The sequence below is a fragment of the Salinimicrobium flavum genome (assembly GCF_042684505.1).
Taxonomy (GTDB): Bacteria; Bacteroidota; Bacteroidia; order Flavobacteriales; family Flavobacteriaceae; genus Salinimicrobium; species Salinimicrobium flavum.
In genome coordinates this window covers 676,197-690,900 of sequence record NZ_JBHULT010000006.1, presented here as the reverse complement: position 1 = coordinate 690,900, position 14,704 = coordinate 676,197, and the positions used below count along the sequence as shown (strand labels likewise).

Annotated in this window: 14 protein-coding genes and 1 tRNA gene; 6 read left to right on the top strand and 9 right to left on the bottom strand. The window is 40.8% G+C overall.

Features of this window, described 5'->3' with window-relative positions:
* The 5 genes from ACFSTG_RS06530 to ACFSTG_RS06510 all read right to left on the bottom strand — a co-directional run bounded on the left by ACFSTG_RS06530 (position 1) and on the right by ACFSTG_RS06510 (position 4,858).
* Entirely contained in the window at positions 1–1,320 is a 1,320-nt protein-coding gene (locus ACFSTG_RS06530) for an HTTM domain-containing protein (protein ID WP_380749901.1), read from the bottom strand.
* The gene (locus ACFSTG_RS06525; protein WP_380749898.1) at positions 1,310–2,248 is read right to left on the bottom strand and encodes a bifunctional riboflavin kinase/FAD synthetase; all 939 of its coding nucleotides are present in this window, start codon (positions 2,246–2,248) and stop codon (positions 1,310–1,312) included. The genes ACFSTG_RS06530 and ACFSTG_RS06525 overlap by 11 nt, the downstream gene beginning before the upstream one ends.
* A 9-nt stretch (positions 2,249–2,257) precedes the next feature.
* On the bottom strand, positions 2,258–2,893 hold the full coding sequence (gene pth / locus ACFSTG_RS06520; protein ID WP_380749895.1) for an aminoacyl-tRNA hydrolase: 636 nt from the start codon (positions 2,891–2,893) through the stop codon (positions 2,258–2,260).
* A 154-nt stretch (positions 2,894–3,047) separates the two neighbouring features.
* A complete protein-coding gene (locus ACFSTG_RS06515) occupies positions 3,048–3,707 on the bottom strand; it encodes a 50S ribosomal protein L25/general stress protein Ctc (RefSeq protein WP_380749892.1) in 660 nt (219 codons plus the stop codon).
* Positions 3,708–3,916: 209 nt separating this feature from the next.
* On the bottom strand, positions 3,917–4,858 hold the full coding sequence (locus tag ACFSTG_RS06510) for a ribose-phosphate pyrophosphokinase (RefSeq protein WP_380749889.1): 942 nt from the start codon (positions 4,856–4,858) through the stop codon (positions 3,917–3,919).
* A 238-nt stretch (positions 4,859–5,096) separates the two neighbouring features.
* Between ACFSTG_RS06510 and ACFSTG_RS06505 the strand changes: the two genes are divergently transcribed.
* The 4 genes from ACFSTG_RS06505 to ACFSTG_RS06490 all read left to right on the top strand — a co-directional run bounded on the left by ACFSTG_RS06505 (position 5,097) and on the right by ACFSTG_RS06490 (position 6,974).
* Positions 5,097–5,345: a GIY-YIG nuclease family protein gene (locus tag ACFSTG_RS06505; RefSeq protein ID WP_380749887.1), complete on the top strand. Its 249-nt coding sequence runs from the start codon at positions 5,097–5,099 to the stop codon at positions 5,343–5,345.
* 1 nt (position 5,346) lies between these two features.
* A tRNA-Leu gene (locus ACFSTG_RS06500) sits at positions 5,347–5,428 on the top strand.
* 208 nt (positions 5,429–5,636) lie between these two features.
* On the top strand, positions 5,637–6,167 hold the full coding sequence (locus ACFSTG_RS06495) for an RNA polymerase sigma factor (RefSeq protein ID WP_380749884.1): 531 nt from the start codon (positions 5,637–5,639) through the stop codon (positions 6,165–6,167).
* A 3-nt stretch (positions 6,168–6,170) separates the two neighbouring features.
* On the top strand, positions 6,171–6,974 hold the full coding sequence (locus tag ACFSTG_RS06490) for an anti-sigma factor (RefSeq protein ID WP_380749882.1): 804 nt from the start codon (positions 6,171–6,173) through the stop codon (positions 6,972–6,974).
* A 91-nt stretch (positions 6,975–7,065) separates the two neighbouring features.
* On the opposite strand, the gene ACFSTG_RS06485 is transcribed toward ACFSTG_RS06490, so the two are convergent.
* From ACFSTG_RS06485 to ACFSTG_RS06470, 4 genes are all read right to left on the bottom strand, one after another.
* Positions 7,066–7,524, bottom strand: a complete 459-nt coding sequence (locus tag ACFSTG_RS06485) for a hypothetical protein (protein WP_380749879.1) — start codon at positions 7,522–7,524, stop codon at positions 7,066–7,068.
* A gap of 16 nt (positions 7,525–7,540) precedes the next feature.
* The gene (locus tag ACFSTG_RS06480) at positions 7,541–8,833 is read right to left on the bottom strand and encodes a tetratricopeptide repeat protein (RefSeq protein WP_380749876.1); all 1,293 of its coding nucleotides are present in this window, start codon (positions 8,831–8,833) and stop codon (positions 7,541–7,543) included.
* Between the two features lie 76 nt (positions 8,834–8,909).
* Positions 8,910–9,461, bottom strand: a complete 552-nt coding sequence (locus ACFSTG_RS06475; protein WP_380749873.1) for a DUF4331 family protein — start codon at positions 9,459–9,461, stop codon at positions 8,910–8,912.
* Between the two features lie 25 nt (positions 9,462–9,486).
* A complete protein-coding gene (locus ACFSTG_RS06470) occupies positions 9,487–10,143 on the bottom strand; it encodes a DUF4331 family protein (protein WP_380750813.1) in 657 nt (218 codons plus the stop codon).
* A gap of 476 nt (positions 10,144–10,619) precedes the next feature.
* Here ACFSTG_RS06470 and ACFSTG_RS06465 point away from each other — a divergent pair, with 476 nt between their 5' ends.
* Positions 10,620–13,472, top strand: a complete 2,853-nt coding sequence (locus ACFSTG_RS06465; protein WP_380749870.1) for a CheR family methyltransferase — start codon at positions 10,620–10,622, stop codon at positions 13,470–13,472.
* Between the two features lie 86 nt (positions 13,473–13,558).
* The gene (locus ACFSTG_RS06460; RefSeq protein WP_380749867.1) at positions 13,559–14,689 is read left to right on the top strand and encodes an ATP-binding protein; all 1,131 of its coding nucleotides are present in this window, start codon (positions 13,559–13,561) and stop codon (positions 14,687–14,689) included.
* Positions 14,690–14,704 lie beyond the last annotated feature (15 nt).

Here is a 14,704-nt window from a genome sequence, read left to right as displayed (position 1 = left end):
TCAGTCTATTGAGGAGGGTAAAATCCAGGGGGCATGATGAAAATGATCCCATTTGACTGCAGCAAGGTCGACAGAAGGATCAATAAATAGCTCATAGGGCCGCGCGTTCACACTTACTTTACTATCAACATAGATCTCCACCTCTTTTCCCTGCTCAGCGTACCCTTTTTCAAGTCTTTGGGCGAATTGCCAGATCATATCAGGTTTGGAAGGCATGGCCCGCAATTGTTTGGCAGACAAATAATCTTCAGTTTTGACCTTTATGGTATCCTGCCGGTTTGCCTTGTCAACAACTTTGAATTCAATTATTCCGCTTTTTGAACGCAGCATCATTCGCCAGCTTAGGCGGTGACCTTCTTCTGTCCAAAGCACATCATCCTGGAAGAACCAATGTCTTACCGGCAGTGCCAGCTGCACAAAAAACCAGATGCCTAAAAAGAGGAGCAGTGGTTTCCGGTAATTGGGTACTTTAATTTCCTGTTTATTATAGTAAGGTTTCTTCCATAAAAAATAGCGGTTGATCCTTTCCGAAGAAAAAAAGAAAAGGGTAAATGCCAGTGCCAGATAGGGGAAGATCCCTATGTGAAAGATAAAACTGTTGAAAAGGTGAAAAAATATAGCTGCCAGAAATGCAAAAAGCCGGGTTCTTTTCCAGAGGAGTAATGGGATGATCAAGAGGTCGAAAAAGAATCCGAAATAGGCGATAGAATAATGCACCCATTCCTGCTGCAGGAAATCCCCAACCAGCCAGTAATCTTTCCTGGCATTCATAAGGAGTCCCGGCAACGTACCGTTAAACCAGTCCGGGTAAAGTTTTGCAATAGCGGCGTAAGTGTAAACGATCAACATCTGCCCCACCAGCAGCAGCCATACCCATCTGGGCATACTGATTTTTTTCTTTTCGGGGTTTCTCCACACGTCTATTGATGCGTACCGGTGGGCCGGCAACAGGAACATCAAAAAACACAGCAGCATCAATAAATAATAATGGTTATTGTAGGATGATTTTTGCATTAGGTAAACACCTGCCCACATTAGCGTGTAAACCAAGATACTTATTCTGTATTTGAACCCCAGCATGACAAAGATTCCGAAGAGACCCATAATGGCATAATACCATATCATCCCATTTCCCGGAAGGGGTTGGAGGAATTCAAAACCAATAAAATTAAAAGTAAAATCTGGCTCGATCATTACCCGCCGCACCCACCCGGTAAAAATGGCCCCAAATGCTTCAATTGCAAGCAAGGCCCCAAAAATGATCCTGAAAACGATCAGGGCAGAATTATCAATGCGGGTAAAAAGCCATTTATTCAGCATAATTATCTCGTATGTACTGCTTTGAGAAGGCTTCATCCTGTCGCATGGCCGTCTTCAGACTTTCTATACTGTCAAATTTTTTCTCGTCCCTTATTCTGGTGAGCAGTTCGATACTTAGAAACTGGCCGTAAAGATCCCTATCCAGGTTAAAGAAATAAGTCTCTATGGTTTTGTGGGTTCCCCCCACAGTTGGATTAGTACCTATGCTCATCATCCCAAAATACGATTTCCCGTCTATCTCAGCATGTACCACATACACCCCGTTCTTTGGAATGAGCTTATAATCCTCTTTAATATGAAGGTTTGCTGTAGGATAACTGAATTCTTTTCCAAGACCTTTACCTTTTACGACCGTTCCTGCCAAAGAAAACGGATAGCTGAGGTAACGGTTTGCCTTTTCTACCCGTCCTTCCAGAAGGGCCTGCCTTATCTTGGTTGAACTCACTGCCACTTCCTCGATGTCCTGCTTAGAGATCTCCTCAACATCAAAATCATATTCTTTTCCGAACTCACGAAGATCATCTATATCGGCTGTCCTGTTACGACCAAACCTGTGGTCATAGCCAATAATTACTTTTTTGGCTTTGAGTTTATGCACCAGGATATCCCTAACGAATTCCCGGGCACTTAATCTGGAAAACTGCCGGGTAAAGGGATGAACGATAAGATGGTCTACTCCAGTTTTCTCCAGGATCTTTTTTCGTTCTTCTATGGTATTGATGAGCTTGATATCAGCATCTTTTTGCAGAACCATCCTGGGATGCGGAAAAAAGGTAAGTATGGCCGATTCCAGGTTTCCGGCGCGGGCGGTATTTACCAGCCTCTCAATTATCTTTTGATGGCCCACATGCACCCCGTCAAAGGTACCTATGGTCACCACTGTATGATGGTCACTATAAAATGAGTGAGCTCCTTTATGTTCTTTCAAGGCTACCGACTATTTTCCGTTAAAGGTATTCATTGTATTATTAATTCCAGCGGTGCCAAAAGATTTTATGAGCTCCACAGATTTCTTAAGACGTTCGGGCAATTTCTTTTTTTCCTCTTCATCCCACTCTCCCAGCACATAATCTACCTGCCGGCCTTTAGAGAATTCATCGCTTATCCCAAATCTAAACCTGTTATAGTTGGTGGTACCCAACTGGTTCTGAATATCTTTTAGTCCGTTATGACCTCCATCACTCCCTTTGGTCTTCACCCTCAGGGTTCCGAAAGGCAGGTTAAGATCATCTGTGATCACAAGCAGGTTCTTCAGTGGCACCTTTTCCTTCTGGAGCCAGTAATTCACCGCTTTACCACTAAGGTTCATATAGGTAGACGGTTTAAGGAGTATAAAGGTGCGACCTTTGAATTTGTAGGTGGCCACATCTCCCAGTTTCTGTGTCTCGAAACTGAGTTCTTCCTGAAGGGCCATAAAATCCAGGATCTTAAAACCTATATTATGACGGGTATGGTGATATTTGGGGCCAATATTTCCCAGCCCGACTATCAGAAATTTTTTCATAGGGGGAATTTCTTCTTTTTCTTTTTCAATTTCTTTTTTACCGAGAATTCTTCCGAAGAAGCGAAGCATAACTTAAGTTTTGGTAAAGATAAAATTAATAAAACCTTTCTCTCAACTTTTCAAGGCTTAACATAGTGTCCTCTCTCGAGTACAAAAACCGCTTAACAAAAAACATCCCAGACCTTTCGGAATGGGATGTTTTATAGAATTATAAAAGAATATGTTATTCTTTAGCTTCAGATGCTCCTTCCTGAGACCCGCCTTCGGCTGAACCTTCTGTTGCAGGAACTTCACCTGCCGGAACTTCTTCTTCCTCTTCATCTTCAAGAGCAACAACGTTACGAGAAGTTCTAACCTGACAAACCACGGTGTTTTCCGGGTGCATGATCTTAAATTCATCGCTTTGTAAGGCAGTTACATACAATTTGTTGCCAATTTTAAGCGGAGTAATATCGGCTTCGATGAAATCTGGAAGATTCCCCGGAAGACCTTTTACCCTCATACGACGAAGGTTGAAACGCAACACCCCACCATTTTTAACTCCACGGGCAACACCAGTTGTATGTACAGGGATTTCCATAGAGATCTCTTTGTCTTCGAAGATCTGGTAGAAATCGATGTGCAAAATGGCATCGGTTACCGGGTGGAATTGGATATCCTGAAGAACAGCATCAAACTTTTCTCCTCCTTTTAATTCAATACTTACTGTATGCACATCTGGTGTATACACTAAGTCTTTGAAGGCAATTTCATCTGCTGCAAAGTGTAATGGCTGATCTCCCCCGTATAATACGCAAGGAACCTGTCCAGCATTACGTAAGGCTTTTGTAGCTTTCTTGCCTACGCTTTCTCTTTTAGATCCGTTGATCGTAATTGATTTCATTGTTAAAAATTTTAGGCTGCAAAAGTATATCTTTTTTTTGAGCTATTAAAAGCTTCGAACCTAAATATTTATAGCATAGAAGGACTACCCTGGAAAAGAGTCAGGACCGCTTCGCTACAAGAATCAAGAACCAGGATAAATTCTTCCACAAGAAGTGTACAGGTTAAAATTCTCAATTGTACTTCTAACCTCTAACCTCCTGATGCATATTACATTATAAATTTTGAACTGATGGACCTGTTGTTGTGAACCCTGTTCATTACATCGGCAAAAAGTTCTGCACAGCTAACCACGCGGATTTTCTTGCTTTCTTTTTTCAACGGAATTGAATCTGTTACAATAAGTTCAAGAAGTTTTGAATTTTCGACCCGCTCGTAAGCCTCTCCGGAAAGAACCGGATGTGTACAAATTGCCCTTACGCTAAGCGCTCCTCTCTCCATCATCACATCTGCTGCCTTTGTAAGCGTACCTGCGGTATCCACCATATCATCAACCAGCACCACATTCTTTCCTTCCACATTACCAATTAGTTCCATATGAGAAATCACATTGGCTTTTGCCCGTTGTTTATAGCAAATTACCACGTCACTTTCCATGGTCTTGGAGTAAGCATACGCCCTTTTAGATCCTCCCATATCTGGAGAAGCAATGGTTAGGTTTTCAAGATTCAGGCTTCTCAGGTAAGGCAAAAAGACCGTGGACGCAAAAAGATGATCCACAGGTTTTTCAAAGAACCCCTGTATCTGGTCTGCGTGAAGGTCCATTGTAATGATACGGGTCGCTCCCGCTGTTTCCAGCATTTTGGCGATTAGTTTAGCGGCGATAGGAACCCGGGGTTTATCCTTTCTGTCCTGTCGCGCCCAGCCATAATAAGGTATAACAGCTGTAATATGCCTGGCCGAAGCTCTTTTGGCCGCATCGAGCATAAGCAATAATTCCATAAGATGATCTGATCCCGGGTGGGTAGAACCAATTATGAAGACCCTTGAGCCACGAACAGATTCCTCAAATGAGGGTTGGAATTCCCCGTCACTGTAGGTGGAAGTGATCACGCTTCCCAGCTTTGTTCCGTATGATTCGGCTATTTTGGCAGCCAGATCACGGCTTTGTGCACATGAGAATAATTTAGCTTCAGTAATTACATTAGGCATGGTTGTGTGGTTTGTGTTGTTGCCCTGCAAATTTAGAAATTAATTCCTTTTAACTGGTTCAGACCAACCGGTTTCTCACAAAATGAACAGGCCTTTCTCAAAAGATAAAACCGGCGATAAAAAATCAGGAATATGCCTTTGCAAAAAGAAATTATTCATATTTTTGCCGTCCACTTGCCTTGGTGGCGGAACTGGTAGACCTGCCGGCAGGTAGGCGCGCTGGAAAAAAGTTCTTTATATGTTCTACGTTTATGCCATCTCGAGTTTTGAGAAGAATTACATTTATGTAGGCTTTACTTCAAATCTGGACAGAAGATTTGAACAGCATAATTCAGGGAAAGAGAAAACCACAAGGAATTATAGACCTTTTGAAATAATTTTTTCCGAGATTTGTAGTTCCCGAACAGAGGCCAGAACTAGAGAAAAGTACTGGAAATCTGGTATAGGCAAGGAGAAATTAAAAGATCTTCGGAACAAATTAAAATAATGCCTTGGTGGCGGAACTGGTAGACGCGCTGGATTCAAAATCCAGTGTCCTCGGACGTGCGGGTTCGATTCCCGCCCAAGGTACTTTCAAAACCCTGTAGAGTCTTATTCTACAGGGTTTTTCTATTTCAGAGTATTCAATAAGTAACAGTTCCACTCTATCATACAGGGAGTAACAGAAATTCTATCTGGAAAATTCAGTTTTTAGAAATTTTCGTCAACTTTTTTGAATCCTTCTGAACCGCATGCCCGGTTAAGATTAAATTCCTACATTAGTTCCGTAAAATATTTTATGGAGCTCAACGCCCTCGTATCAAAATTTCAACAGAAAGACGGAAAAGCTTTCGAATCCCTGTATGCGATGTACAGTGAAAGTATGCATGGCGTAATTTATAATATTGTGCGGGATCACGATATTGCCGAGGAAGTAATGCAGGATGTCTTCTTGAAGGCATGGCATAATGCAGAATCTTATTCCCACACAAAAGGTCGCTTTTTCACCTGGTTACTAAATATTGCAAGAAACGCGGCTATTGATAAAACCCGCTCAAAGGATTTTAAAAACTCCCAAAAAAACCTTGACAGTCAAATTTTCGTAGATATATTAGAAACCAAGGATAACTATAGTAGCGCTACAGATGGAATAGGAGTCAAATCTTTTGTAAGTAAACTTGCCACCAAGTGCACTGAAATCATCGAACTCCTGTATTTTAAAGGATTTACCCAGAAAGAAGCTTCCGAAACCCTCAATATGCCTATCGGAACCATAAAAACAAGGAATAGAAATTGTATAAATGAGTTACGTCAAATGCTTGGCGTATAATCAATGGATATAAACGAATACATAGCATCCGGAATACTTGAACTGTATGTTGCAGGGGCCCTTTCTGAAAAAGAAAATGAGGAGGTCCACAACATGATGCTGCAATATCCTGAAGTGCACGACGAGGTATTGAAGATAGAATCTTCGATCGTTTCTTTGACTGCCGCCGCTTCGCCTTCAGATTCCAAAAGATTCTTTCCTTCCATAAAGTCACGACTTCATAAACAGGACGATACACCGGTGATACCCATAAAGAGAACCCGTTCTTCCTGGATAACCTATTCTGGCTGGGCAGCGGCCCTTATAGCAGGTATTGCTCTGTTGTATACGTTTAATGAACTTGACAGTTTAGAAGAGCAGATACAAATGGTGGAAACCAACAATGATATTCTGGAAGAACAAATAGAAAAAGCTAATTCCGATCTTGCTGAAGCAGAAAATCTGGTTGCTATTCTCCGAGATAAAAATATTGTCACTGTTCCCCTGGAAGGGCAACCGGTTTATCCCGAAGCCTATGCCAAGGTTTACTGGAATAAAAAAGCAGAAAATATTTATTTAGATGCCCAGGGCTTACCTGAACCTCCACGCGGGAAGGTCTACCAGGTTTGGTCATTAAAGATGTCTCCATTAACTCCGACGAGTTTGGGAACTCTGGATGATTTTTCTACAGATGACAATAAGATCTTCAGTATTGCAAATCCAAACGAGTCTGAAGCTTTCGGAATTACTCTGGAGCCGGCCGGCGGAAGTGAAACTCCTACGCTGGAGCAACTCTACACTATCGGGGTGGTAGAGGCTTCATCCTAATCATCCCTGCTCCTTTTGAGCAAAAACAAAGCGCCTGTCAAAGGGACTGACAGACGCCCTGCCAACCACGCAAATAGGAGTCAAATACCCATCAAAAATTGTAGGTAAGTCTTGAGCTTAACATGAAGTCGGCTTCATGTGCAAAAGTTACAGTATCCATAACTACTGAATCTCTCTCCAGGGATCCTTCAATATCAAAGCCGGGACTGTTAAAGTTCAGCAGGTTCTCTATGGCCCAGGTCATCCCGAAGGGACCTAACCTGTGATTGAACTCCAGATCGAAATAGGCTACTTCAGAAACCACAGCATATCTTTCCTCACTGCTCAATTCATCTTCCATTCTGAACTTTATCGAAAGATCGAGGTCGTTCTGTTTTCCTGAAAAAAGATTTACCTGGTATAAATCTTCCGAAGCTTCAAAAAACCGGAAAGAGGTCTCATTTTCTCCATAATACTCTATTTCAACGTGAACATTTTTTATTTGGTGCTGAGAAAAAGAAGTGCCCATGCAGATCATAAAAAAGAAGTATGTTAGATAATGTCCTTTCATGAGTTCGCTCCTTTAATTATATCCGCCTTATCTCCTGCTCTGTAACAGGTCCCAGTTCGTATATGCTCTCCATTAATTCCTTTTTCAGTACCCGGGCTTCTTTGGTTTTCCCTGTGGCCTTATATATTTTGGCAAGGTGGAACAATGCTTCTGGTTCGTAAGTTTTGCCTGCAACATGTTCTTCCGCTATCTTAAGAGCTCTTTTATAATCACCCTCATTATAGTAGGTCCAGGCCAACAGGTCGTAAGATTGAGGAGTAGGTCTTTCACTGATCTCCATTTGTGCCAGATTCATGGCCTCCCGGGTTCTCGAAAATTCCTCGGCATAAAGAATTGCACTACTGGTATTGTACATCACGCCGTAATTCTCATCTGAAACCGCTGTAAAATAGTTTTCCAGATTTTGCTTTTTTGAAGAGCTGTCATTCATATATTCTGCAATCTCTGCCTTGAGTAAATAATAATCGGGCGACTGAAATTGCTTTGTTACGGAATTGAGAATGCGCAACGCTTCTTTCGGGTTACGTTCATGAGAATAAACGATCCAGGCGATTCCCTTTTTTGCATAGGCATCATTGGGATCTAATTCCAGGGCCTTTAAATAATGCTCGTAGGATCTTTCAATTTCTCCATTGTGCCCGAAGAAATCTGCCAGATTGGTATACGACCATTGCTTTAGACCTTTCAGGTTGGCCATTTCCGCCTTCTCGGTCGCTTTTTCCATGTAGGTTATGGCTGTACTTAAATCCCCCTGGTGATCACTCCATTTTGCATAACGCAAAAGAAAATCGAAATCGCTCCGGTCTTCTATTTTGGTAAGATAGGCTTCAGCTGCTTCATAATTTCCAATTTCCATATGTACATCGAACAGCATTTTGTGAGTGCCATTGATCTTTTCGCCAATTGCTTCAGCAGAATTCAGCAGAGAAAGAGCTTCACTAAAGCGGTGCTGGGAAATGTAATTTCTGGCAAGGCTTTTCAAGTAAGAAGCATTTTTATAGCCGGTTTTCTGATTAGCCGCCAGGAGATTTTTTTCGGCCCTGGTAAGATGTTCGATCTCCCCTGTCACTTTAAACATCTGAGATTGTGCCGATGCCAGTTGTAACAAATAAGGAAACTGGGAGGGTTCTTTTGTCAGCTTTTCTTCCCAAAAATCATGATCACTTTTGATCTTTTCGACTGTCAATGCTGCATCTTCCTGAAGAAACTTTTCGTAATCTTCTTTTTGAGTTACCTGGTCCGGGACCTTATCACAGCTCGCTAATACAAGGATTAAAAAGGAAAGGCTTAAATAAAATTTATTGAACATGATTGGTATTTTTAAGTTAGAAGGTTAAATAATATTAGAACACGCCGGGGGGAAACGTGCCCTAATAGAGGAGGGTCTAATGTGGCGATGCCAGGTAGGGGAAAGAAGTCAAAAACTCCTTGTCATTGGAATCGACATGGTCATCAGAAAAATCCGGGTTTTCAGAAAAATCCGGCCCTCCAAAGATCAGTAACAGTTCAACCGTGATAACGTCATCAGCCAGGGCACGACCCGTCAAGACGTTGGTACCGTCATAAAAGGTGGTCGTTCCATCAAGGGAAACATTTAAAACATCTGTTGCCAGAGCACCGGTGAACGTAGAGGCGTCCATACCTAAAGCATTTGTGGTATAACCGGGATTCAGAGCCAGTAAAGTGGACTCGAACATGGGTTGGAATGCCGCATTTTGTTCAGAAGGAGTGGTGACATTAAATTCATCCTTACTGCCTGAGGAAACGAATACGGTGTTAATTGCCGGTCTCCCCATTTGGTCCTCCTGCATGTATGTACCTGCAAGATTCGGGTTATTATCTACCCCCATCCCGTCTCCGGGCATTTCATCTGTTTGACAACTCATTAGGGTTCCTGCTACTAAAGCTAATCCTAAGATCTTATTTGAAATTTTCATAATAGTCTATGTTTTTAATGTTGAATTATTGTTTCCTTTTTGATTCTACCCATGCATTGATGGTTCCTGACCCCCCGATCATGGACTTGGGTACTTCTACCACTACAGACATAACATTTGTACCGGCAAAAGTGTCGCTACCGGGATCGTTGAATCCTGAAGCTTCTCCTGCTATGATCGCGCTGTATTGAGCAAAGTCAAAGAAGAAGGGATCATCACGAGGCCCTGCAAAGGCAGATATTCCTTTTTTAGAAGAGATTTGCGCCTCTTCTCCATAAGCTGTAATGTTTACAGAATGGACATCCTTTGCACTTTCTGCAGTCAGTGTACTGGAAAGGCCTGTTTGGAGTGGTGCTACCGGCCCCAGGATGTACATCTTTCCATTTCTTGGCACTGCCTGGATGACCAGGTCTTCAACAAAGTCCCCATCGTTGTCAATGTTGAACTCGATCATTACGCTTTCATCAAAGGAAGCTTCTGAAGTTGCTGCCGGGCTTAAAAGACCCTGTACATTGGCAACAAACACAATGTTATCTGTGTTTTCCCCCTGGAAAGCATAGAAATCTGTGATATCACTTGACCCACCCTGTACTGCCGGTGCATCTATGTGATCTGCAGAGATTAAAATTAGACCAGCTACGATTAAGAAGCCGACCGCTAAAATGTGTTTACCTTTTTTCATCATTGAAAAGTTTTAATTAATAAAGTTTGATTTCACTTATACCTACGAAGGAATCGGGAAGGGGGTTTTACTAAAGTTTTGTTAAGGAAAGAATTTGGACTCATAACATCATCTGGAGAAGATGGATAAAGGGCTCCGTTTAGGGCTAAATGTCAGGAAATGAAAGATAGTTTTTCTATTATCCCGTACAGGAAATTAAGTTGTCTCTTCGGTATATTACATGGAAAAACTTTTTTTGTTTGGGGACAACAACAGGTTCTTTTGAATTATGACTTGTAGTTTCAGTTGCCGCCTCAATAAAATCCCCTTAAATATTTTGTGAATAATTGGATAGCTAAGGATCCATATATAATTATTTAGTGCAACTCAATCATGTAGACCCTACCTAAAGGTCTTTTCACTGACCCCTTATTAACGTTTTCTTCTAAAAGATGTGCCGTAATAACTGTATCTTTCCAAGGTATCAAAATTAATAAATGGATAAAAAATTACCTGATAACAGCCAAATCCTGGAACTCTCCGAAAACAAGTTTCCAGTAGTAGGGGTTGGAGCTTCAGCTGGCGGTCTTTCCGCTTTTAAGGAATTTGTAGGAGGAATTCCTGAAAATTCAGGTATGGCATATGTACTGGTGCAGCATTTAGATCCAAACCATGAAAGTTTGCTATCTGAAATTTTGCAGAAATCTACCGGGTTGCCAGTGCATGAGATCACTGATGACCTAAAAGTAAAGCCAGATCATATTTATATTATCCCCAGCAACAAGATGCTTATAGCCAGTGATGGGGTATTAATGCTGAGCAAACGACCAGCACCAGAAAAAAATAAAAAAAATCTACCAATAGATCTTTTCTTTAAATCCCTGGCAATTATTCATGGATCCCATAGCCTGGGCGTAGTTCTTTCGGGTACCGCCAGCGACGGGACCCAGGGTCTCAAGGATATTAAAAGTAAAGGAGGGATTACATTTGCCCAGGATGAAGACTCTGCTGAATGGCCGCAGATGCCAAACAATGCAGTTAATGCCGGAGTTGTAGATTATATTCTTCCACCTTCGAAAATCCCAAATAAAATATTAGAATTAATTAAGAATAAAAATTCCAAAACTGAGGGACAACCGGAGGTTACAGACGAAGTTGAAGAAACTTTTCAGCAGATCCTTTCGTTGATACGAATGCGCCGAAATACTGATTTTACCTATTATAAAGAAAGTACCATAAAGCGAAGAATTCTTCGTAGAATGGTCCTTAATAAATACACAAGTGCTCAATCCTATCTTAATTTTTTAAAGGAAAACCCCAATGAAATTGATGTTTTGTACCAGGATTTGTTAATCCCCGTCACCAGCTTTTTTAGGGATCCCCTTGTGTTTGAAAACTTAAGCCAATCGGTTTTGCCGCTTTTAATTAAGAAAAAAAAGGAAAGTGAACCAATTCGGGTCTGGATTGCCGGGTGCAGCACCGGTCAGGAAGCCTATTCCCTGGCAATTTGTATTCACGAACAGTTGAAGGAGCACAGTTCTCCTAAATCTAAAAAGATCAGCAATCTGAATGGATTTAGCAGCAATGTGCAAATTTTTGCTTCTGATATTAGTGAGCCTGCAATTTCATATGCCCGCAAGGGAATATATAAAAAGGGAGAGGTCGAAAATATTAGTCCTAAACGCTTGCAGGATTATTTCAATAAATATAACGAGGGTTATCAAATAAAAAAGGAGATAAGAGAAAGTTGTGTATTTGCAATACATAATTTTTTGAAAGATCCTCCCTTTGGAAACATGGACTTAATTAGCTGCCGAAACGTTCTCATTTATTTACAACCCTACCTTCAGAAAAAAGCCCTCACCGCTTTTCATTATTCCTTAAAACCAGATGGATATCTTTTATTGGGGAAATCTGAAAATGTAGGGAGTGTACCGGGATATTTTACACCCACTGGTAAAAAAGAAAAACTTTTCAAAAAGAATAATATTCCTGAATCCTTTAATATTCCCACTGGAAAAAATCACCTGAAAAAACCTGAGTTCAAGGTACATGAACCTACTACTGTTAAGCGAACCGATTTTCAGGGTACTGCAGATGAAATTCTTTTAAAAAAATATACTGCTGCCAGCGTTGTTATAAACGAAGCAATGGATATTGTGCTTTTCAGGGGCAGCACTTCAAATTATCTGGAACAGGAAAGTGGTGCACCCAGCCATAACTTAATGAAGATGGCAAAGACGGGCTTGGCTTTTGAATTGCGAAATATAATTCACAAAGTAAAAAAAGATGGGAAGCCTGTTAAAAAGAATATTATTTACACTGAACAGAATGGAAACCGACAAACGATTACGGTAGAAGCCATGATCTTGCCTAAGCTGGTGGACCCACATTATTTAATAATTTTTCAGCCTTCAGTTTCCAAACCTAAAAAACCAAATAAATCCAAAGGTCCTGGTAAAAAGGATGAGAAGGATTTGCGTATAAAGGAGCTGGAAGATGAGTTGGCACAAAGCCGGGAAGATATGCTCCGCATTACCCAGGAGCAGGAGGCGGTGAATGAGGAATTGCAAAGCGCCAATGAAGAATTTATGAGTGGAAGCGAAGAATTGCAAAGCGTCAATGAAGAGCTTGAAACCAGTAAAGAAGAATTGCAAAGCACCAATGAAGAATTAACGGTAACTAATCAGGAACTTGGCACTTTAAATTATCAGCTTACCGAAGAACGTAATTTTGCACGTGCTATTATAAACACCACGCGTGAGCCTTTAATTGTATTAAACGGTAAACTTGAGGTGATCACTTCCAATAAAGCTTTTCATGAAACCTTTTGTGAAAGGTCAGATTATACAGAAGGTAAAAAGTTATATGAGCTTAACAATAATCAGTGGGATATTCCCAAGGTGCGTAAATTGTTGGAATCGATTTTACCAAAAGATAAAAGGGTTGAAAATTTTGAAGTCATCCATAATTTCAAAACCATGGGAGAACGTTCCATGATATTGAACGCTATGGAAATAGGGGATGAAACCAGAAAGAATAATTTGATCCTTCTATCCATAGAAGATATTACCGAACGTAAGGCGATGGCAAGGAAGCTGGAAGACACCATGCATCGTTATAAAGAGATGATATATTCTTCACCATCGCTAATTGCTATTTTAGAAGGCCCTGCATTTATTATATCTATTGCAAATGAACCATTCTTAAATCAATTAGGAAAAGGGGAGAATGTAATAGGTACTTCTTATTTAGAGGCCGTCCCTGAATTGGCAGATCAGGGCTTGGGAGAAATCTTAAGGAAAGTGTATAAAACCGGTAAACCCAAATATGTACATGAAATGCTGTAAAGATAAAACGCAATGGAAAAGAGGAACTCTTCTATTATAACTTTGGTTATCAGGCCCAGCGTAATTCTAAAGGGGATATTGAAGGCGTGGCAATTCTAGCGAATGAAGTGACTGCCCAGGCCGAATTGAATAAAACAATAAAAGAAAGCGAAACCCGCTTTCACCAAATGGCAGATCTTACTCCTGAAAAAATCATATGTGCAGATACATCGGGGAAAATATATTATTTCAATAAAAGCTGGTTAGATTTTACCGGGTTAAACCTGGAGTCACTAATAAAAAAAGGTTGGGAAGATTTCATGCATCCGGAGGAATTAAATTCTACCCGCCGTAAATGGAACCAGGCTATTAAATCTGGAAATGTTTTTGAAAAGGAACTTCGTTTAAGGGATAAAAATGGAGATTATAAATGGCATTTGAGTCGTGCCGTACCGGTTAAGGACGAGGATGGCAAGATAAAAATGTGGATTGGTGCGATTACTCAAATTCATAAGTTAAAGGAAGAAGAAGAACGAAAAGAGAGTTTCCTTAAACTGGCAAGTCACGAACTTAAAACTCCTATAACCTCAATAAAGGGATATACCCAATTACTTCTGGAAAGGCTTAAGGAAACTAAAGAGGTCCTGCCGAAATCTATTCCTATTATTCCGTCCCTGGAACGTATTGACAGCCAAATCACAAGATTAACCAGGTTGATCTCTGAGATGTTGGACCTCTCCAGGGTACAGGAAAGCAAACTGACATTACAGAAGGTAAGCTTCAGTCTAAACCGTATGGTGGAGGAAAGTGTACAGGATATTCAATATTCCAGTACGACAGCGAGAGTTAAAATAGATCATAAAGACCAACTCTTTGTCCATGGGGATAGGGATAGAATTAGTCAGGTACTCATCAATTTGATCACTAATGCAATTAAATATTCTCCCAATAACAAAAATATTGAAGTTAAAGTTTTTCAGGAGGGGAAAGATAAGGCCTGTGTAAGTGTAAGAGATCATGGAATAGGAATCAACCTGAAGGACCAACAAAATATTTTCGAGAGGTTTTTTCGGGTCTCGGGCAAAGATGAACAAACCTATTCGGGTCTGGGGATTGGATTATATTTGGCTAAAGAAATTATGACCCGCCACAATGGGGATATCAGGGTTAAAAGTGAGAAAGGAAAAGGTTCATTATTTACTTTCTCACTTCCTCTGGAGAAAATAAAAGAATCCTGATCTTGAAAAGTAGTT